At 71.1% G+C, this 19,870-nt stretch carries 12 protein-coding genes; 5 read left to right on the top strand and 7 right to left on the bottom strand.

What is annotated here, in order from left to right:
* Nucleotides 1–20 precede the first annotated feature (20 nt).
* The 5 genes from JOE48_RS29765 to JOE48_RS29785 all read right to left on the bottom strand — a co-directional run bounded on the left by JOE48_RS29765 (nt 21) and on the right by JOE48_RS29785 (nt 14,323).
* Entirely contained in the window at nt 21–3,401 is a 3,381-nt protein-coding gene (locus JOE48_RS29765) for a maltotransferase domain-containing protein (RefSeq protein WP_210035417.1), read from the bottom strand.
* Between the two features lie 235 nt (nt 3,402–3,636).
* Nucleotides 3,637–8,544, bottom strand: a complete 4,908-nt coding sequence (locus JOE48_RS29770) for a malto-oligosyltrehalose synthase (protein WP_210035419.1) — start codon at nt 8,542–8,544, stop codon at nt 3,637–3,639.
* Complete coding sequence (treZ, locus tag JOE48_RS29775; protein ID WP_210035421.1) at nt 8,541–10,346, bottom strand: malto-oligosyltrehalose trehalohydrolase; 1,806 nt, start codon at nt 10,344–10,346, stop codon at nt 8,541–8,543. The genes JOE48_RS29770 and treZ overlap by 4 nt, the downstream gene beginning before the upstream one ends.
* A gap of 383 nt (nt 10,347–10,729) precedes the next feature.
* Nucleotides 10,730–12,847: a glycogen debranching protein GlgX gene (gene glgX, locus JOE48_RS29780; protein ID WP_210035423.1), complete on the bottom strand. Its 2,118-nt coding sequence runs from the start codon at nt 12,845–12,847 to the stop codon at nt 10,730–10,732.
* 54 nt (nt 12,848–12,901) lie between these two features.
* Nucleotides 12,902–14,323 (bottom strand): trehalose-6-phosphate synthase, encoded by a 1,422-nt coding sequence (locus tag JOE48_RS29785; protein WP_210035425.1) that lies wholly within the window; start codon nt 14,321–14,323, stop codon nt 12,902–12,904.
* Nucleotides 14,324–14,798: 475 nt separating this feature from the next.
* Between JOE48_RS29785 and JOE48_RS29790 the strand changes: the two genes are divergently transcribed.
* From JOE48_RS29790 to JOE48_RS29805, 4 genes are all read left to right on the top strand, one after another.
* Nucleotides 14,799–15,344 carry a hypothetical protein gene (locus JOE48_RS29790; RefSeq protein WP_210035427.1) on the top strand — a complete coding sequence of 182 codons (546 nt, stop codon included), beginning with the start codon at nt 14,799–14,801 and terminating at the stop codon, nt 15,342–15,344.
* 4 nt (nt 15,345–15,348) lie between these two features.
* Complete coding sequence (locus JOE48_RS29795) at nt 15,349–15,774, top strand: phage holin family protein (RefSeq protein WP_210035428.1); 426 nt, start codon at nt 15,349–15,351, stop codon at nt 15,772–15,774.
* Between the two features lie 5 nt (nt 15,775–15,779).
* Nucleotides 15,780–16,151 (top strand): DUF3618 domain-containing protein, encoded by a 372-nt coding sequence (locus JOE48_RS29800; protein ID WP_210035429.1) that lies wholly within the window; start codon nt 15,780–15,782, stop codon nt 16,149–16,151.
* A gap of 103 nt (nt 16,152–16,254) precedes the next feature.
* Nucleotides 16,255–17,064 (top strand): hypothetical protein, encoded by an 810-nt coding sequence (locus JOE48_RS29805; protein WP_210035430.1) that lies wholly within the window; start codon nt 16,255–16,257, stop codon nt 17,062–17,064.
* A gap of 146 nt (nt 17,065–17,210) precedes the next feature.
* Here the strand turns inward: JOE48_RS29805 and JOE48_RS29810 are convergent, their stop codons facing one another.
* Together JOE48_RS29810 and JOE48_RS29815 are read right to left on the bottom strand one after the other, a co-directional pair.
* Complete coding sequence (locus JOE48_RS29810) at nt 17,211–18,719, bottom strand: malonyl-CoA synthase (RefSeq protein ID WP_210035431.1); 1,509 nt, start codon at nt 18,717–18,719, stop codon at nt 17,211–17,213.
* A 74-nt stretch (nt 18,720–18,793) separates the two neighbouring features.
* Nucleotides 18,794–19,243 (bottom strand): monooxygenase family protein, encoded by a 450-nt coding sequence (locus JOE48_RS29815; protein ID WP_210035432.1) that lies wholly within the window; start codon nt 19,241–19,243, stop codon nt 18,794–18,796.
* 53 nt (nt 19,244–19,296) lie between these two features.
* Here JOE48_RS29815 and JOE48_RS29820 point away from each other — a divergent pair, with 53 nt between their 5' ends.
* On the top strand, nt 19,297–19,869 hold the full coding sequence (locus tag JOE48_RS29820) for a TetR-like C-terminal domain-containing protein (RefSeq protein WP_312893398.1): 573 nt from the start codon (nt 19,297–19,299) through the stop codon (nt 19,867–19,869).
* Nucleotide 19,870: the final 1 nt, after the last annotated feature.

The raw sequence follows: 19,870 nt of genomic DNA on the forward strand, positions 1-19,870 counted from the left end.
GTCGAGTGCCACGGGCGGCCTCAGCCCGCAACCCGCCGCGGCGCCCGCAAGCGCCAGATGACGCAGGATCGCTCGGCCGGATCCAGCGCGATGCGGTGGGACTTGCCCCGCAGCTCGAACCGGTAGCCCTGGAGCAGATCCTCCACCTCCACGGCGCCGTCGTCCGGCAGGCCCAGCAGCCAGAGCGGCACCTCGTAGGTGCATTCCTGGCGGTTCTTCGGATCGAGGTTGACCATGGTGAAGATGCAATTGTCGCGCTCGGGCGTCGCCTTGGCGTAGGCGATGATCTGGTCGTTGAAGGCCCCGGTGAAGACCACGTTGCGGAAGTCCCAGAGCGCGGGATTCTCGCGCCGGATCCTGTTGAGCTTGACGATGTGCTCGCGGATGTTGCCGGGGCGGTCGTAGTCCCAGGCCTTCAGCTCGTACTTCTCGGAGTTGAGATACTCCTCCTTGCCCGGGTAGGGCGCGGCCTCGCACAGCTCGAAGCCGTTGTAGATGCCGTAGACCGACGACAGGGTCGCGGCGAGCGTGCCCCGGATCACGAAGCCCGCGCGTCCGCTGGTCTGGAGGAAATACGGGTTGATGTCGGGCGTGTTGGCGAAAAAATTCGGGCGGTAGTATTCGCCCATCTCACCGGCGAGTTCCAGGGCGTAATCGGTGAGCTCCTGCTTCGTGTTGCGCCACGTGAAGTAGGTGTAGCTCTGCTGGTAGCCGGCCTTGGCGAGCTTCTTCATCATCTTCGGCCGGGTGAAGGCCTCGGCGAGGAAGATCGCGTCCGGATACTGGCCGTTGACCTCGCCGATCACCCATTCCCAGAACGGGATCGGCTTGGTGTGCGGGTTGTCGACCCGGAAGATGCGCACGCCTCTTGCGCACCAGCCGAGCAGGATGTCGCGCAATTCGATCCAGAGCGCGGGCAGGGCGCCGCCGTAGAAGTGGACGTTCGAGATGTCCTCGTACTTCTTCGGGGGGTTCTCGGCGAATTTCAGCGTGCCGTCCGGGCGCCACTCGAACCATTCCGGGTGGTTCCTGATCCAGGGATGGTCCGGCGAGCACTGGATCGCGAAATCGAGGGCGATCTCCATCCCGTAGGCGTGGCTCGCCGCGACCAGCCGCTCGAAATCCGCGAGCGTGCCGAGGTCGGGATGCACGGCCTCGTGGCCGCCCTCCTCCGCGCCCACCGCGTAGACCGAGCCGACATCGCCGGGCTCGGCCGTGAGGGTGTTGTTCTTCCCCTTGCGGTTGGTCCGGCCCACGGGGTGGATCGGCGTGAAGTAGAGGACGTCGAAGCCGAGCTCGCGGATCTCCGGCAGGCGCCGGATCACGTCGTCGAAGGTGCCGTGGCGGTTGACGTCCATCGACTGGGAGCGCGGGAAGATCTCGTACCAGGCGGAGAACCGGGCCGCGAGGCGGTCGGCGATCACCGGCAGGGTCACGGGATAGCGGGTCAGGTTCACCCGCTCGGCGTTCCGGCGCACGAGGCTCGACGCGTCGGGTTGGAGGATCCGGTCGAGCTGGGCGGCCGAGCCCGTCTCCTCGGCGGCGAGCGCCGCGACCAGGGCGGCGAGCCGGTCGGCGTCGCGGCCGCCCCGGCTGCGGGCGAGCGACGCGGCGGTCCCGACCAGGGCCACGCCCTCGATCGTCTCCAGGCGCACGTCGACGCCGGCGGCGCGCTTCTTCAGGGTATCACGCACCCAGGACGAGAAGGCGTCGCGCCACGCGATCAGGGTGAACTCGTAGCGGGCGTTCTGCTCCAGGGGGAATTGCCCGGCCCAGCGGTCGTTGTCGACGAAGACCATCGGGTCCTCGCGCCACGCCTCACTGCCGGCGATTCGCGACAGGATCGCGGCGTCGATGATCTCGTGGCCGTCGGAGAAGATATCGGCCTCGACCCGCAGGGACTCGCCGACGATCCGCTTCACCGGCGAGCGACCGCCGTCGAGCTCAGGGCTGACCGCCTCGATCACCACCCGGCCCTCGCCGTCCGGGGTGCCGCGCGTCGGCTGCCGGGCGACCGCCTGCGCGCTGGCGGCGAGGATGCGCAGCTCGCCCGGCATCAGATCGATGGCGCTGCCGGGGTGGAAGGCGATCGGCTCGGCCTCCGGGGTCCGGTCGACGAAGGTGCCGAGCATGCCGCCGGTGCGGGCGATGAGCGACCCGGCCTCGACCGGCACCGGCTTGTCGGTCGGGTTGTAGAGCACGATCAGCCCGTGCCGGGCCGAGGCCGGGTGGCCGGTGTCGAAGCGGGCGAGCGCCACCAGATCGCTGTCGGGCGCCGAGATCCGGATCTGCGAGCCCTCGACATTGGCGGCCGGCAGCTCCGCCCGCAGGGCGTTGATCGCCCGGATCGAGTCGGAGATGTCGAGGCCGGTCTCGTTCTCGCGGTCGCGCGGGGTGGTCTCGACCACGTGCAGCGCCCGGCGGTAGCCCCACTCGTAGCCGATCGGCATCAGCACGCCGGCCGAGAAGAAGGCGGCGAGCGCGTAACGGGTGCGCAGATGCGCCGCCACCGCCTCCGGGCCGCCGCCGATCTCGGCGGCGAGCCGCTTCATGTCGTGGTTCTCGGGGAAGGCGATCGAGGGGGCCAGCACCCGCAGGCGCTCGTACTGCTCCAGCGCCCAGGGCTTCTTCAGGTCCCACCACGCGAAGGAGTTGAACAGATAGTCGAAGCCGGCGCCGGCCGTGGCCCGGGCCTCCTCGAAGGTGCAGCCCAGGGTCTCGGCGGCGAACAGGCAGGCGGGATCGCGGGCCTTGGCCTCCCCGATCAGGACGCGCCAGGTCTCGGGCGGGACCTTGTAGGCGGCGTCGCACCGGAAGCCCGCGACGCCGAGGCTCTGGAGATGCGCCACGTAGGCGCCCCAGATCCGGGTCAGCTCGTCCCGGGCAGCCGGCGTGTGGTAGTCGAGCTCGGCCAGATCGCCCCAGATCGTGCGGATCGACGGGTCGTCCGGGTCGACGGCGGCCGGATGCATGATCGAGCCGTCGGGCTCCTTCATGAACAGGTCGGGCCGCTCGGTGGCGAGCCGGGCGTTGTCGGCGGTGTGGTTGATCACGAGGTCGGTCATCACCGACAGGCCCAGCGCCGCGGCGGCGGTGCAGAAGCGGCGGATCTGCTCGTCGTCGGGCGTGCCGTCGGGATCGCGGAATCGCGCGTCGAGGCGCTCCGGGTCGGCCACCGCGTAGAGGCTCCGGGAGCCGCCGGTCTGGTGGAACGGGTTGAGATAGACCCAGTCGAAGCCGAGCGCGGCGATCCGCGGCAGCTCGGCGATCCAGTCCGCGACGCGCCCGACCAGGAGCGGGAACAGATTGTAGATCCGCGGCCCCTCGGCCCGGGGCGCCAGCGCGGCCGGCAGGACGGCCTCGGCCCCGGACGTCGCAGCGGCTTTGGTCGGTGCGTTCATGCTGCCTCTCGGCTCCCGTTCCCAGTGTCGTAACGCCCGAACCGCCGGGCTGTGCCGCGCGATCCGGTCCGCCGTGTCTCAGCAGAGTTGCGTGACAGGGCTGCGGAGGCGGCACCGGAAGAGACGCCCGGACTGCCGCCGCCCCTGCGACCGGAGCGAAGCAATCCAGAAGCGCCACGCTGATCCAGGTCGCGCTGCCCTGGGTCGCTTCGCTGCGCTCGCGATGACGGCCCGGTCACGGCTCCCGCCGCAGCACCGCGTAGGGCAGGTCGCGCAGGAGGTCGCCGAGATCGGTCCCCTCCCCCTGGCTCTCAACGATCCGCCCGGTTGCGAGGTCCCGCCAGCGGGTCCCCGTCCCGAGCTCGACCCGGGTGCCCGCGAAGGCCTCGCCCGACCACGTCGCCTCGCCGACCAAACCCGCCACCAGCCGCGGCACCGCCACGAACAGGTCGGCGCCCTCCTGGCCGGGATCGGTCCGCCGGTAGGCGAGCACGTGGCCGGCTCGGGGACCCGTTGCGTCGACGGGCTCGTAGGCGGCGCTGGCGTAGAAGTCCGGGCGCTCGGCCCGCTCGGCGAGCAGCCGCGTGAGCGTCGCCTGCTTGACCCGCCCGTCCGGCCAGTGGCCCAGCAGTTCCGACGGATCTCCGCCCTGTTCGCGCATCCGTTCCAGCGCCGGGTAGTCCACCGGGCGGCGATTGTCGGGGTCGACGAAGGAGAAGTCCCAGATCTCCGTGCCCTGGTAGGTGTCGGGCAGGCCGGGCAGGGTGCATTTCAGGACCGTCCGGCCGAGGCTCGCCAGCATGCCGAGATGGGCGAGCCGCCGGGCGAAGGGCCGGAGCGCGCTCAGGAAATCCGAGCCCGGGGCGATCAGCGCCGTGAACAGCCGCTTGACCGCGCCCTCGTAGACCTCGTCGACGTTGACCCAGCTCGACCGGCGCTTGCCCTCGCGCATGGCCTTCTCGCCGTAGGCGATCAGCCGGTCGCGGAAATCCGTGATCGCCCCGGCCTCGTCCCGCTCCAGCAGCGCGAGCGGCCAGGCCCCCAGGATCGCCTGGAAGAACATCCACTGGTCGTTGGCGTCGGGGGCCGGCTCGCCGTCGATCCGGGCGAGGTGCGGGCCGGCTGTCCGCTGCCACAGGTCCCAGGCCTTGGCCCATTCCTCCGGGATCTCCGAGAGGGCCAGCAGCCGGGTGCGGGCATCCTCGCCGCGCTTGGTGTCGTGGGTTGCGGTGGTGATCATCGCGCTCGGCCAGTCGCGGGCGCGGGCGATCTGCAGGTCGTGGAAATGCTCCGCGTCGATCCCGTACTCGCCCGGATCGCCGCCGACCTCGTTGAGGCCGAGGAGACAGGCGTAGCGGTAGAACAGCGTGTCCTCCAGGCTTTTGGCCATGACCGGGCCGGTGAGCTGCTGGAACCGGCGGCGGAAGCGCAGCACCACCCGCGGGTCCGGCCGGCCGGGGCCCGTGGTCTCGATCCGCCCGAGCAGGACCTCGGCGGCGAAGTCGTGGACCGAGCGGTCCGGCAGGCTCGACCAGCGCTTGGCCTTGGCGACCGCACCCTCGATCAGGCGCACGTCCTCGGGCTCGACCTCGCCCTCCTCCAGCTCCGGCGGCAAGTAGCTCCGATAGGTCGGGAAGCGCGCGATGATCTCGATCAGCGCCCGGCGCAGGGCATTGACGGTGAAGTCGCGGGTGCGCCGGTCGGCGTCGGCGACCTCCTTGAGGTCGGTGGTCAGCACCTCCAGCTCGCTCGCGAAGCTGATCTCGAGGATCTCGGCCTTGGCGGCGCGGAGCTGGAAGCCGTAGGGCTCGTCGAAGCCCGTGGCCCAGGTGTAGAGCCGCTCGACCTTCCCGCGCCGGGACTTGTCGACGAGAATGCCGTCGAGCTGGTTGAGCACGTCGTAGCCCGTGGTCCCGGCCACCGGCCAGGGCCGCAGCCGCTCGCCCGGCTCCAGGATCTTTTCGACCACCACGTAGAAGCCCGGCCCGACCGCCGCCTGCAGCGCCCGCGCATAGCCCAGCGGGTCGGCGAGGCCGTCGATGTGGTCGATCCGCAAGCCGTCGATCCGGCCCTCGCGGACGTGCCGGAACACGGTCTCGTGGGAGCGGTGGAAGATGTCGGACAGCTCGACCCGCAATCCCGCCAGGGAATTCACGTCGAAGAAGCGGCGGTAATTGATGTCGCTCGACGCCACGCGCCAATGGGCCAGCCGGTAGGCCTGCGCCTCCAGGAGCCGGTGCAGCGGCCCGAAACTGTCCGGGCGGCCCTTGAAGCCGTTGAGCAGCGCCAGCGTGCTGGCGGTGGCCTCCTGGATCAGCGGCGACACGCCGTAGATCTCGGCGAGCCGGCGCTTCAGCTCCTCGGCCTCCTCCGGGAAACTCCTGCGGCGGGTCTCGTCGGTGTCGATCGACATCGCCCGCAGCCGCTCGGAGATGGCGAGCAGTTCCGCGGTGGTGTCGTCGTCCACGGCCCCGATGGCGGCGATCACCCGGTTGAGGATGGTCGGGTAGCTCAAGGGGCGGATCGGCAGCTGGTGCTCGTAGTGCCAGACGCTGAAGGCGCCCGTGTCGGGATCGAACTTCAGCTCCAGCGTGCCCTTCTCCAAAGCCTCGCCGTAGCGGTCGCCGAGGAACGGGATCACGAGGTTGCGCCCGGCGCCGAGCCGCTGCCAGTCGATGTCGAAGGCATCGGCGAACGGCGACAGGGAGCCCCATTCCAGCACCGACAGCCACCACGGGTTGTCGGACCCGCCGACGCCCATGTGGTTCGGGACGATGTCGAGCAGCAGCTTGATGCCGTGCGCATGCAGCGCCTCGGAGAGCCGGATGAAGCCCGCCTCGCCGCCGAGTTCCGGGTTGATCGTGCCGTGGTCGACGATGTCGTAGCCGTGGGTCGAGCCCGGCCGCGCCTTCTGGAGCGGCGAGGCGTAGACGTGGCTGATCCCGAGCCGGTGCAGGTAGGGGATGATCTTGCCCGCATCCGCGAAGGTGAAGTCCTTGTGGAATTGCAGCCGGTAGGTCGAGCGGGGCGGCGGCGCCGCGAGCCGTGCCGCGCCCGAGCGCGGGCCCCGGGCCTCGGCCGAGAGGGCGGCTGCGAGCTTCGCCAGCGGGCCGCCCGGGGCGGCGATGTCCGCCAGCTCCCGGTCGAGCTTGCGCCGCCAGTTCGGATAGCCCTCGGTCGAGCCCGGCACGTTGGCCTGGGCGAGTTCCGAGACCACGTCCTCGTACTGGACGGCTGTGAGCATCGCGGGGGCGCGGGCGAGGTAGCGGGCGGCGGCCTCGAACGGCGCGGCCTCCGGTGGCTCGGCGGCGGGGATGAGCTGCTCGGCCGCCAGCGCCTCGGCGAGGCGGCGGCGCTCGACGACGCGCTCGCCCCGCTCGGCCTCGGCCCGGTCCTGATCGTAGAGCCCCAGCGACTGTCGGGTGTCGGTGTCGACCCCGCGCCACCAGCCGACGAAGGTCGGCAGATCGTGGGTGGTGATCGCGGTGAGCGCGTCGCGCGGATAGGCCGAGGGCGGCTTGAACCGGCCGTCGGCCTCGCGCTCGAAGGCGAGGATCCGGTAGCTCAGCACCCCGGCCCGCATCAGCGCGTCGGAGAACCCCTCGGGCGCGGTGCCGAGGTCTTCCGCGATCACGAGGCACTTGTTGCGGTGGCTCTCCAGCCGCAGCACCGCCAGCATCGGCTCGAACGGCATGGCCATGTAGGCGCCGGCCTGGGCGCCCGCGCCGAGCGGGATCAGGAACAGCCGGGCGAGCTGGAAGGCATGGTCGATCCGGATCGCGCCGGCATGGCGCATGTTGGCCTGGACCAGGGCGCGGAAGGCCGCGAGCCCGTCGCGCTCCATCGCCAGCGGGTCGAAGGCCGGCAGACCCCAGTTCTGGCCCTTGGGCGCCAGCAGGTCCGGCGGCGCGCCGATCGAGACCTTGTCGGCGAAGCGCTCGGGATGCGACCAGATCTCGGACCCGCCCCGGTCGGCGCCGACCGCGAGGTCGCGGTAGAGCCCGACCCGCATGCCGGCACCGAGCGCTGCCGCGGAGGCCTCGGCGAGCTGCTGATCGGCCAGATATTGCAGCCAGGCATGGTAGCCGACCAACTCGGCGTTCTCCGCCGCGAAGGCCGCCACGGCCTCGGTGCCGGCCCGGCGATAATCCTCCGGCCAGTCGCCCAGCCAGTGCGCCCCCTGCCCCCGGAAATGCTCCGACAGGGCCTCGAAGATCGCGTGCGCTTCGAGATCCGCGCCGCCCTCCTGGCGGAAGCCCTCGAAGCCCGCATCGGTGCCGGCCCGGGCGGGCGAATCCTGCCAGAGGGCCCGGAGCACCGGATCGAGCACGTCGTGCACGCCCTGATGGTCCACGAGGGCGGCCTCGCGGAGCGCCGTGATGGCGTCTTCGCGCTCGGCGAGCAGCGCCTCGGCCCGGGATCCGGCGAGCCCCGGCAGGCTGCGCGGGGCGATGAACAGGGTCTCCAGGAACAGGCGCGAGGACGGCGAGTAGGGCGAGATCTTGGTCCGGTCCGAGGCGAACAGGGCGTGGACCGGGCTCAAGCCCAGGAAGGCCGCGCCGCGCAGGGCGGCCTCGCGGGCGGCCTCGCCGGCATCCGCGTAGGTGCCGATGCCGATATTGCTGGCCGAACGCAGTCCGTAGAGCTGGGCGGCCAGGCCCCAGTCGGAGGCCCCCTCCTCGGTGTAGGGGCGCGGGCGCCAGCAGCGCTGCGGCGCGGCGATCACCCAGGCTTCGGTGCGGGTCTGCCCGGCCTGGACGGTGAGGCGGTGATAGCCCGGCGTCAGCGGCGGCAGCTCGAAGCCCGGCTCGGACCCTTGCGGGTTGGCCCTGCCCTCGCGGGCCGTGCCGCGCGCGTCGACGAGGCGCCAGACCAGGGTGTGGGGCGCGCCGTTCTGGAGCCGCACCGGGACGCGGGCCGCCCGGCGTGCCTCCACGGGCAGAAGCGGCGGGATCAGGCCGCGGCGCAGGCTCCGGACCTGGGCGAGGCTCTCGGCGATCGCCGCCTCGTCCTCGACCGCGAAGCCGAGGGCGGCGAGCAGGCCCCGGCGCACCTCCAGGGCGGTCTCGACCGGCTTGCCGAAGGCATCGGTATAGCCGGCGGCGACGCCGACGAGATCGGCGAGCTGTTCCAGGGCGCTCACGAGCGGGACTCCGTCAGGAACACGCCCGTCCAGGAGGGCAGATCGCGTCCGGCCCCGTCCGGGGCGTTGGTCCAGACAAGCTGGGCGCCGCCCGGATCCAGCGCGAAGGGGGCATCCCCGACATTGGCGACGAAGCGCAGCGTGCCGGCGCCGAAGCGCCACGTGCAATCGACCACGTCGGCCCGCGGCAGGGTGGCGGCGGCACCGTCGTAGCCCGACTTTGCCAGCGGCACGACCACGTCGCGGCGCAGGCCGAGGAGCCGGGTCGTCTCGGCCAGGACCTCGCGGTGCGGCGCGCGCTCGCGCTCGGACCAGTCGAGCTTCGAGGCCGCGAAGGTCTCGCGCTCGGTCGGATCGGGGATCTTCGAGGTGTCGTCCGCAAACGCCGCGAAGCTCTTAAACTCCCGGCGGCGCCCGTCGCGCACCGCCTTGTTCAGATCCTCGTCCGGCGCGAAATCGACGAAGAACAGGAACGGCGCCGAGGCCGACCATTCCTCGCCCATCCAGAGCATCGGGATCTGCGGCGCCAGCAGGAAGCCGGCCCGGGCCAGATCGAGCTTTTTCGGGTCGGCCAGATGGTTGAGCCGCTCGCCCAGGGCGCGGTTGCCGACCTGATCGTGGTTCTGCAGGAAGGTCACGAAAGCCGAAGGCGGCAGGTGCCCGGAGGGCTCGCCGCGGGGGTGGTTGTCGAGCGTGGCGAAGGGCTCGCCCTGATAGGCAAAACCCTCGGCGAGGCAGCGGGCGAGGTGTTCGACCGGTTTGTCGGCAAAGCACTTATAGTAGCCGGCGTCCTCGCCGGTGAGCAGGACGTGCCAGCAATGGTGCAGGTCGTCGGCCCATTGGGCGTCGTGCATCTTCGGACGCCCGGCGGCGTCCCGCTCCAGCCAGCGGGCCTGATTGGCCTCGTTTTCCAGCATCAGGTGGATCTGCCGGTTCGGGAAGGTCTTGCGGACCGTCTCGCCGAGCTCGGCCAGGAAGTGGCGGGGCGAGTCGTCGAGGATCGCGTGGACCGCGTCGAAGCGCAGGCCGTCGAAGTGGTACTCCTCCAGCCAGTACAAGGTGTTCTGGATGAAGAACTGGCGCACCGTGGCGCCGCTCTCCTTGCCGTCGAAGTTGATGCCCGCGCCCCAGGGGGTCTGGTGGCGCTCGGTGAAGAAGGTCTTGGCGTAGGCGTGGAGGTAGTTCCCGGCCGGGCCGAAATGGTTGTAGACCGCGTCGAGATAGACCATCAGGCCGAGCCCGTGGGCGGCGTCGATCAGGCGCTTGAGGTCGTCCGGGCGGCCATAGGCGCCGTCGGGGGCGTAGGGCAGCACGCCGTCATAGCCCCAGTTGCGCGAGCCCTTGAAGTCGGCGAGCGGCAGCAGCTCGATGGCGGTGACGCCCAGCGCCTTGAGGTCGGACAGCCGCGCCTGCAGGCCGGCATAGGTGCCCTCCGGCGTTGCGGTGCCGACATGGCACTCGTAGATCACCGCCTCCGCGAAGGGCCGGCCGGCCCAGCCCTCGTCGGACCATTCGAAGCCCCGCGGGTCGATCACCTCGCTCAGGCCCGAGACGTCGTCGGGCTGGAAGCGGGAGGCGGGATCGGGCGCCACGAGGCCGCCGTCGATGCGGAAGCCGTAGCGGGCGCCGGGCTTCACCCCGGGCAAAGCGGTGCGCCGCCAGCCGCCGCCGGATTCGGGCAGCGGATGGTCGATGCCGTCGACGACGAGTTCGACGCTCTGGGCGGTGGGCGCCCAGAGGGCGAAGCGCACCCCGCCCCCGACCATCTCGGCCCCGAATTCCATGCTGTGGGCGCGCCGCATCGGGCCACATTCCTCGTCGTTTGTCGCGCGCACCGAGGCACAAGCGCAGCAGGATCTACCAGTGGTGGGAGAAGGCCCCGGGTTCGATCCGGTTCCCGCAGTGCAGCTATGGCGAGCGCGGGGTGTGGCAATGGGGGGACGGAGCGTGCGGGTCTCCGTCCCGCGCAGAGGGGCTACGACATGCGCAGGCCGACCCGGGCGAGGCGCGACAAGCCGCCTCTCCCGGGCGGGAGAGGGTTGGGGTGAGGGACGAGAAGGTTCAGGATCGAGCACGTCGGTGAAGCGCGTTCGGAGCGTGCTTCGTTTGGAGCGTGCTCAACCCTCACCCGGCTTTCTGCGACAGCAGGCCTCTCCTGCACGGGAGAGGGGACCCGCGCCCGCCCCTACCGCCCCGACACCCACCCGTTCCGGCTCCCGTTCTCGGTCCCCGCGGCGGTGAGCACCAGGACCGTGCGGCCTGGAAGCGGCACGGCGGCCCCCGCTTCGTAGGCCGGGGCCTCCGGCAGCAGCGCGCCTTCCGGATCGCCCGTGTCGAAGACCGGATTCCACGGGCCGCCGATCACCGGGGTGAGGTGGAATGTGAGAGCCCCCTCCCCGGCATTGAACAGCATCAGGAGGCGGTCGCCCGGGCCGCCGTCATTGCCGATCTGCATGCCGAACACCTGCAGCCCGTCGTCGGACCAGTGGCGCCCCTCCATCTCGGTGCCCTCGGGGGCGAGCCAGTGCACGTCGCGCAGGGGCTCGTCCGGGTCGATCAGCGCGCCGGTGAAGAAGCGCTTTCGCCGCAGGGCCGGCTGGGCGTCACGCAGGGCCAGGAGGTTGGCGACGAAGTCCGTGAGCCGGGGATCCGGATCGGTGCTCCAGTCCATCCAGCTCGTCGGGTTGTCCTGGGCGTAGGCGTTGTTGTTGCCGCCCTGGCTGCGGGAGCGCTCGTCGCCCATCAGCAGCATCGGCACGCCCTGGGCCAGCATCACGGTGGCCAGCATGTTGCGCTTCTGGCGGGCGCGCAGGGCCAAGATCGCGGGGTCGTCCGTGTCGCCCTCGACGCCGTAGTTGCGGCTGACATTGTGGTTATGGCCGTCGCGGTTGTCCTCGCCGTTGGCCGCGTTGTGCTTCTCCTCGTACGCCACCGTGTCGGCCAGCGTGTAGCCGTCGTGGCTGGCGATGAAGTTGACGCTGGCGAGCGGCGAGCGCCCCGACGGCGCGAATACCTCGCGCGAGCCGGTCAGGCCCTGCGTGACCTTGGCGAGCGTGCCGGGATCGCCCTTCCAGAAGCCCCGCGTGGCGTCGCGGAACTTGTCGTTCCACTCGCTCCAGCCGCGCGGGTAGCCGCCGAGCTGGTAGCCGCCCTCCCCGATGTCCCAGGGCTCGGCCACCATCTTGACCCGGGCCAGCACCGGGTCCTGCGCCACCGCCTGGAAGAAGGCCGCCTGCGGGGTGAAGGCGATGGGCGCGCGCCCGAGGCTCGAGGCGAGGTCGAAGCGGAAGCCCGCGATGCCATAGGCGGTCACCCAGTGGCGCAGGGAATCGAGCACGAGCTGCATCACCCGCGGGTGGCTCGCGTCGAAGGTGTTGCCGCAGCCGGTGCAGTCGAGATTGCGGCGCGGATCGGCGGGGTCCAGCTTGTAGTAGCTGGCATTGTCGATGCCGCGGAACGACAGGGTCGGGCCGGTGTGGTCGCCCTCGGCGGTGTGGTTGTAGACGACGTCCAGCCAGGTCTCGATCCCGGCGGCGTTCAGCTCCCAGATCGCCGCCTTCAGGCCGCCGAGGCCGCCCTCCCCCAGGTAGCGCGGGTCCGGGGCGAAGTAGCCGAGGGGCTGATACCCCCAGAAATTGACCAGTCCCTTCTCGACCAGGAAGCGGTCATCCGCGAAGGCCTGGATCGGCAGGAGTTCCAGGGCGGTGACGCCGAGCTTCACGAGATGCGCGATGATCGCCGGGTGGGCGAGCGCCGCGTAGGTGCCGCGCTCCGCCTCGGGGATATCGGGATGGGCGCGGGTCAGCGCCTTGACGTGCGCCTCGTACACCACCGTCTCGGCGAGCGGCCGGCGCACCGGATTGAGGGCGAGGTTGGGCGCCTCCGGGGCGGTGACCACGCATTTCGGCATGTAGACCGCGCTGTCGCGCCGGTCGATCCGGTCTTCGCGGCCCCGGCGGTGCCCGTAGAGCGCGTCGTGCCAGCGGATCCGGCCGCGGATCTCCCGCGCATAGGGGTCGAGCACCAGCTTCGAGGCGTTGAACCGGTGCCCGTTCGCCGGATCCCAGGGCCCGTGCACGCGATAGCCGTAGAGCTGGCCCGGCAGCACCCCGCGCAGGTAGCCGTGCCAGACGTCGTCGGTCCGGCAGGGCAGCCGGACCGTGCGGGTCTCGTGCCGCTCGCCGGGCTCGAACAGGCAGATGTCGACCGCGGTGGCGTGCTCGGAGAACAGGGCGAAGTTGACGCCGCGCCCGTCGAAATGCGCGCCGAGCGGCGCCGGGATCCCGTCATCGACGGCGATCATGCGGGGCGTCCGGTCACACGGATGGCGGCGGGCGGAAGCAGCGGGCGGCGCCGGCTATTCGGCGGCCGCGGCGGCCGCGGGGGGCTCGCGCTCGACCGTGCGGAAATTCTCGAGCTCGGCCAGGAAGTTGCGCGCCCACCAGTCGACATCCTCGCGGGTCATGCGCTCGACCATCGGCTTCCAGCGTGCCAGCCGCTCGGCCTTGGGCATGTAGAGCGCGGCGCGGATCGCCTCGGCGACCTCGAACCGGTCGTAGGGGTTGATCAGCAGCGCCTCGGGCAATTGCCGGGCAGCGCCGGCGAATTTCGACAGGACCAGCACGCCCGGATCGTCCTCCGACTGGGCGACGACGTATTCCTTGGCGACGAGGTTCATGCCGTCGCGCATCGGCGTCACGAGACCGACCCGGGCCGCCCGGTAGAGACCGGCGAGCACGGGACGCGGATAGGCCTTGGTGATGTACTGGATCGGCGTCCAGGCCGGGTCGCCCAGCGAGCCGTTGATCTCGCCGACCTTCTCGTTCACGTCGCGGGCGAGCTGCTCGTATTCCGGCACCTCGCTGCGGGATTTCGGCGTGATCTGGATGTAGGTGACGTTGCCGCGCTGGTCGGGATTGGAGGCGAAGAAGCTCTCCACCGCCTCCATCCGCTCGGGCACGCCCTTGGAATAATCGAGCCGGTCCACGCCGATCAGCAGCTTGCGGGTGCGCAGGCCCGCGATGGTCTCGCGCACGACCTTGTTGGCGCTGGCCTTCTCGGCGGCATCCTTGAAGCCCGCCACGTCGATGCCGATCGGGAAGGCGCGGATCCGGGTGCGGCGACCGTCGACCATCAGCGAGCCGCCGCCGAGCGGAATCGCCCGCTGGGTATCGATGAGGTTGCGCTGCAGGTTCTGGACGTCCGCCTCGGTCTGCAGGCCGATCAGGTCGTAATCGACGATCGCGCGCAGCAATTCGGTGCTCGCCGGCAGCGAGTTGAACACGTCGGCGGCGGGCCAGGGGATGTGGTGGAAATAGCCGATCGGGTTGTCGAGCCCGAGGCCGCGCAGTTCGGCCGCGAGCGGCAGCAGGTGATAATCGTGCACCCAGATGATGTCGTCGGGCTCGACCAGCTTGGCGAGCGCCCGGGCGAAGGTGCGGTTCACACGGCTGTAGCCGGCATAATCCGAGCGCGAGAAGGCGCCGAGCCCGAGCCGGTAATGCATGATCGGCCACAGGGCGCGATTCGCGAAGCCGGCGTAGTATTCCAGGTGGTCCTGGGGTGAAAGGTCGACGACCGCGTACTGGACCCGGCCCCGGTCGATCAGGGTCGGTTCCTCGGAGGGCTCGTCCGTGATCGTGCCGCTCCAGCCGAACCACAGCCCCTCATAGGCCGAGAAGGCCTCCTTGACGGCGACGGCCAGGCCGCCCGCCGCTACCGCCTTGCCGCCATCTTCCGGGATGGCGACGCGGTTCGATACGATCACAAGGCGTGCCACGCGGGTCGGCTCCGGATCAGGGGCGCGGGTCAGGTCGAGAATTTCGCCGCGCCTGCATCGGGACTTCACTATTATGCTCAGAACGCGCGTAGGCCCTGCGCGATCCTTTGTTGTGTCTTGGAGCAACCCAAGCTGGGGCAACCCAAGCTGGGGCAACCCAAGCGTGAAGCCGGGCCCGGGTCAAGTCGCGGCCGTGCCGTTCCCGGACAGGGCGACCGCTCCGTCCCGAACCGGACCGGCTTGCGCGACGCGCCCCGTCCGGCGAGTCGGGCGGGGCGCGTCGCGCAAGCGTCACTGTTCTGCGGGACGCTGCCTGAACGCGGAGTGAGCGGTGCTGAAGACCGCCGGTGCGCGATGCTGTTCAGCGCGTCGAGCCCACCGGAACCGGTGTCACCCCAATCGGTTACTCAGCCATCGCGGGGGCCGCGGTCGCCGCGAGCGGCGCCGACCCTGCGTCGCGAGGAGTGTTTTCGAGATGGCCGGCAACGAGTTACCGCAGGATACGCCCAGGGACCCGCTCGCGGACCCGCTCCGCGAGACGTCGCACGGGGCGGCCCATGAGGCGCCGCACGGGACGGCGGACGAGCGCGCGCAGTGGCGCGCCCTGCAGGGCGATGTCGAGGGGCTGGCCGACGTGGCGGCGGAGCGCGGGCGCGGGCTCCTCGACGCGGCGCGGCTGCAGGCGCAGTCCTATGTCGAGCAGCGCAAGAGCGACGCGGCGCAGTCGGTCCACGATCTGGCCCAGACGATCCGCAATTCCGGCCGCGACCTCGGCGACAAGCCGAACGTGCGCGCCTTCTTCGACAGCGCCGCCGACGGTCTGGAGCAGCTCGGCTCCTCGATCGAGCGGCGCAGCCTGGGCGACTTCTACAACGAGGCCGAATCCTTCGCCCGGCGTGCGCCGGTGGCGGTCGCGGTGGGCACCTTCGTGGCCGGCCTGATCGCCGCCCGCTTCATCAAGTCGTCGAGCCTGCCGCCGGAGGCGCCGGAAGGCGACGCCCGCGACAGCTTCCGGGCCTGACGTCATGGTCCAGGGTTCCGATCCGCGCCAAGCCGGTCCCTCTGCCGGCGCCTCCAGCATCCAGAGCCTGATCGGCGACGCCCTGCGGGAGACCAACGAGCTCGCCCGCAAGGAGATCGCGCTGTTCCGCGCCGAGATGGCGGGCAACATCCGCCAGCTCATCGTGGGCCTGGCCTGCATGGTCGGCTCGGCGGTGTTCGCCGTGGTCGCCCTCTTGGTCCTGATCGGCGCCCTCGTGAAGTGGCTTGCCACGGTCGTGGGCTCCGAATGGCTCTCGGCCCTGATCGTCGGCGGCGTGCTGCTGGTCGTCGCCGTCGGGATGGCCCTGTGGGCGCGCAGCGTTCTCTCCCTCTCGACCCTGGCTCCGAAGCGCACCACGCGCCAAGTTCGCCAGGATGCCCAGGCCTTGTCGGAGCGTGTGTCCGGATGAGTACGATGAACGACCTCGAGAAGGAGATCGAGGAGAGCCGTGCCCGGCTCGACGACACGATCGACCGCATCCAGGGCCGGCTCTCGGTGCCGAACCTCGTGGACGAGATGCTGGGCAATGCCCGGCGCGTTCCGGCCCTGAACAGCACCTACGATTCGGCCCTGGAAGCGGTGCGCCGCAATCCGGTGCCGGTGCTGCTGATCGCGGCCGGTGTCGGATTGCTGTTCAACCGGATGGCGCGCGACGCGCAGCGCCGGCGCACGGAGGTTTCGGCCGAGCGCGTGCCCGCGCTGAACACCGGTGCGGCCCGCGGCTACGACCCCGATCTCCCGACGGTGCGCCCGGCCCGCGATCCGCTGGACAGGACAGAGATCTGACGACCGGGCGGGACCCGGGACGAGACTTACAGAGCCCGACCGGAAGGCCGGGCAAACCGGCGCCGAGCACGGACCGCCGAGACCGATTTCTGAGGACAGCGCCATGACCGACAAGCCGGGTATTCCGACCACGCCTTCCAGCATTCCCGAGCAGCTCGCCGCCGAGGCCGCGATGCCGCATGGATCCGGTGACAAGGGCCTGCGGCCGGACCCGGCCGGGCTCGGCGACCCGGGTGCGCCCGGTACGGCGGCGGGCGATTTCACCCTGCGGCCGGACCCGCACGGCCGGCACGACCCGCTCTCGGCAGGCGGTGCGTCCGGCACGACATCCGGTGGCTCGTCCGCGGCAACGGATGCCGCGTCCGCCGCGAAGGACAGCGTCCGGGCGGCGAGCGACCGTGCCGCCGACTTGGCCGGGCAGGCGCGTCGGACCGTGTCGGACTTCGCCAGCGATATCAACGACCGCCTCGGCGGGGCGGCTGATCAGGCCCGTGACCGGGCATCCGCGGTCTACGACGACGCCCGGGAACGGGCCGGCCAGCTCCACCGCCGCAACATGCGGGCGCTGGACGACCTGACGAGCCAGGGGATCGACGGGATCCAGCGCGGTCGCACCACCGTCGAGCGGTTCGTGGACGACAACCCGCTGCTCGTCGGCGTAGTCGGCGTCGCCGCCGGCCTGCTGCTCGGCGCGCTGCTGCCGCGCACCCGCCAGGAGGACCGGAGCATCGGTCCTTGGGCCGACGAGGTGCGCGATCAGGGCCTGCGCTACGCCCGCGAGGTGACCAATATCGGTCGCGAGTTCGTCCAGACCGCCCTCGATCCGGACAACCTCAACGCCGCCGCCCGCAAGGTGGCGGATCCGGACGGCCACAAGCCGCCGGAGGACGAGCGGACGCAGCACAATCTCTGATCCAGGCTGGGCGCGCGCCGCTTCAGGCTCCGGGCCCCGTCATCACGCGAGAAGCGAAGTGACCAGAGCTGCGGGACGTCGAGAGGCGTGGCGCGGCCCGGATTGCTTCGCTCCGCTCGCATAGGCGGTGCGGCCGGATCGGGGCGTCAGTCCCGGTACAGCCTCGCATGCGCCTCGCGGAGCAGGTTCTTCTGGACCTTGCCCATGGTGTTGCGCGGCAGCTCGTCCACGAACAGGACGCGCTTGGGGCACTTGAACCGGGCGAGCCGGCTCTCCAGGGCGGCCTGCACGCCGGCCTCGTCGGGGCATCCGGCGCCGCCCACCACCACGGCGGTGACGGCCTCGCCGAAATCCGGGTGCGCGAGACCGATCACCGCGGATTCGACCACGCCCGGCAGCGCGTCGATCTCGGTCTCGACCTCCTTCGGGTAGACGTTGAAGCCGCCCGAGATGATCAGGTCCTTGCCGCGCCCGACGATGTGGACGTAGCCCCGGCCATCCACCTTGCCGAGGTCGCCCGTGATGAAGAAGCCGTCGGCCCGGAACTCGGCCGCGGTCTTCTCGGGCATGCGCCAGTAGCCCTGGAACACGTTCGGGCCCTTCACCTCGATCATGCCGACCGAATCCGGGCCGAGCACGCGCCCGCCCTCCGGATCGACCACCCGCAGAGCGACGCGGGGCAGCGGGAAGCCGACCGTCCCGGCGACCCGGTCCCCGTCATAGGGGTTCGAGGTGCTCATGTTGGTCTCGGTCATGCCGTAGCGCTCGAGGATGGCGTGGCCGGTCCGGGCCTGCCACTCGCGATGCGTCTCCGCCAGAAGCGGCGCCGAGCCTGACACGAACAGCCGCATGCCCCGGGCCGCCTCCGGCGTGAGGCCCGGCTCCTTGAGGAGGCGGGTGTAGAAGGTCGGCACGCCCATCAGGACGCTGGCCCGCGGCATCAGGCTCAGGATCAGCTTCGGGTCGAGCCGGGGCAGGAACAGCATGGAGCCGCCGCTCGCCAGCACCGTGTTGGTCGCCACGAACAGACCGTGGGTGTGGAACACCGGCAGGGCGTGGATCAGCACGTCGTCGGCCGTGAACCGCCAGGACTCGACGAGGGTCCGGGCGTTCGACGCGAGGTTGTCGTGGGTCAGCATGGCGCCTTTGGAGCGCCCGGTCGTGCCCGAGGTGTAGAGGATCGCCGCGAGATCCTCAGGCCCCCTGGGGACGTCGGCGAACGCGCCGTCCTGCCGGTCCGCGGCCTCGGCGGCGCTGCCGCCGCCCGCGGCGTCGAGGGTCCAGATCTGGCGGACCTTCGCGGCGGCCTCCGCCAGCGCGTCGCGCTTGCCCGGATCGCAGACGAACACGCTGGGCTCGGCGTCGCCCAGGAAGTAGCCGATCTCCGCCGGGGTGTAGGCGGTGTTGAGCGGCAGGAACACCGCCCCGGCCCGGACCACGCCGAGATACAGGAAGATCACCTCGGGGCTCTTCTCGACCTGCACGGCCACCCGGTCGCCGGGCTGGACGCCCGCCGCCCGCAGGGAAGCCGCGTAGGCGCCGGAGCGGGCGATCAGGTCCGCGTAGCTGTATCGGCGGCCTTCCGGCGTCTCGATCACGGTCTTGGCGGGATCGGGAACGCCGTCCCGCACCAGGGAGAAGAGGTGGTTCGTCATCGTGAGGCTGAGCTATCACGGGCTGCGTGTCTCGCGCACCCATAGCCGCCTGAAGGGCCTTTGGGCGAGCCCTTTCAGGCGGCCAGCCGCTGCCGTGACGACAGGAAGGCGCCGTCCGGGGTGCGCTCGGGGGCGAACAGCCCGAGACCGGTGGGCGCGGGCATGCCGACATAGATCGCCTCCATGCCGCGCCGCCCATAGGCCTCGTGCCAGAACCCGGAGCCCTTGGAGTCCCGGGAGAAGTCCCGCCACCACGTGCGGTGCGGCTCCGACCGGGTGAAAGTCTCCAGGCTCTCCAGATCGCGCCAGTACTGGCGCATGCCGACATGGTTCAGCCCGAAGAACAGGTTCTCGTGCGCCAGCAGCCCGTCCGGTTGGCTCCGCACCGAGGCGGCGATGCCGCGGCTGAGGCCCATCAGCGCGAGCAGGCCGCGCCAGCGGGCGACCCGGAAGCCGAGATACACGACCACAAGGTCGGGATAGCCGGAGAGATCCACGGACCGGCGGACGGGAGCACCTTGCATGAGTCAGCCTCCTAGGCTTGTATGCAATGTAAACATGCGGCGGTCTGCGTACAGTGTCAACATCGATTCCGGACAGGACCTATCATCATGGCGACCTGCGCGCGGCGCTGGTCGCCGCCGCCCTGGATCTCCTGGAGACGGCGGGCGAGACAGCGTTGTCGCTGCGCGCGGCGGCCCGGGCCTGCGGCGTCTCGGCCATGGCGCCCTACCGCCACTTCGCCGACAAGGAGGATCTTCTCGAAGCCGTCGCGGCAAGCGGGTTCGAAGATCTCGCCGCCTGCCTGGAGGCCGCCGACAGCGCCGCGGCGGGGGGCCAGGCGCTGGCCGCGCAGGGGGCGGCCTACGTGGCCTTCGCCTGCCGGCGCCCGGCCCTGTTCCGGCTGATGTTCATGAGGCCCTGCCGGGCGCCGGGCAAATCGCGGGCCTACGGGATCCTGGAGGAGCGGGCGGCGGCGCTGGCGGGTTCGGGGATGTCCGCCGAGGACCTGACGCTCGCCGCCTGGTCGCTGGTCCACGGGCTCGCCGCGCTGATCCTCGACCGCCGGGTGCCCCTGGAGGGCGCGGCCGCGGAGGCCGCCGCCCGGCGGATCACCCTGTCCTTCGCCCGGCTGACGGCGCGCGGCTGAG

This window comes from Methylobacterium sp. PvR107, from assembly GCF_017833295.1.
GTDB lineage: Bacteria > Pseudomonadota > Alphaproteobacteria > Rhizobiales > Beijerinckiaceae > Methylobacterium.

What these genes read in the sequence shown, in the direction of transcription:
- JOE48_RS29805 (WP_210035430.1), top strand. Translation starts at nt 16,255, where the DNA reads ATGACCGACAAGCCGGGTATTCCGACCACGCCTTCCAGCATTCCCGAG.
- JOE48_RS29795 (WP_210035428.1), top strand. Translation starts at nt 15,349, where the DNA reads ATGGTCCAGGGTTCCGATCCGCGCCAAGCCGGTCCCTCTGCCGGCGCC.
- JOE48_RS29810 (WP_210035431.1), bottom strand. Translation starts at nt 18,719, where the DNA reads ATGACGAACCACCTCTTCTCCCTGGTGCGGGACGGCGTTCCCGATCCC.
- JOE48_RS29800 (WP_210035429.1), top strand. Translation starts at nt 15,780, where the DNA reads ATGAACGACCTCGAGAAGGAGATCGAGGAGAGCCGTGCCCGGCTCGAC.
- JOE48_RS29765 (WP_210035417.1), bottom strand. Translation starts at nt 3,401, where the DNA reads ATGAACGCACCGACCAAAGCCGCTGCGACGTCCGGGGCCGAGGCCGTC.
- treZ (WP_210035421.1), bottom strand. Translation starts at nt 10,346, where the DNA reads ATGCGGCGCGCCCACAGCATGGAATTCGGGGCCGAGATGGTCGGGGGC.
- JOE48_RS29790 (WP_210035427.1), top strand. Translation starts at nt 14,799, where the DNA reads ATGGCCGGCAACGAGTTACCGCAGGATACGCCCAGGGACCCGCTCGCG.
- JOE48_RS29815 (WP_210035432.1), bottom strand. Translation starts at nt 19,243, where the DNA reads ATGCAAGGTGCTCCCGTCCGCCGGTCCGTGGATCTCTCCGGCTATCCC.
- glgX (WP_210035423.1), bottom strand. Translation starts at nt 12,847, where the DNA reads ATGATCGCCGTCGATGACGGGATCCCGGCGCCGCTCGGCGCGCATTTC.